Annotated in this window: 1 protein-coding gene; it reads left to right on the top strand. The window is 53.4% G+C overall.

Features of this window, described 5'->3' with window-relative positions:
* Positions 1–247: Tn3 family transposase (locus tag ACX9YW_RS23390; protein WP_460351175.1), on the top strand; the 247-nt coding region annotated here is incomplete at both ends.

Raw genomic sequence — 247 nt, 5'->3', positions numbered from 1 at the left:
CTTTTCTGGCTGCTGGGATACCAGTTTTCTCCACGCCTGGCTGATGCCGGTGCTTCGGTTTTCTGGCGAATGGACCATGATGCCGACTATGGCGTGCTGAATGATATTGCCAGAGGGCAATCAGATCCCCGAAAAATAGTCCTTCAGTGGGACGAAATGATCCGGACCGCTGGCTCCCTGAAGCTGGGCAAAGTACAGGTTTCAGTGCTGGTCCGTTCATTGCTGAAAAGTGAACGTCCTTCCGGAC

The sequence above is a fragment of the Pseudoneobacillus rhizolycopersici genome, from assembly GCF_054786815.1.
The sequence above is the reverse complement of the archived record's forward strand: the minus strand, read 5'-3'. Positions and strand labels throughout refer to the sequence as shown.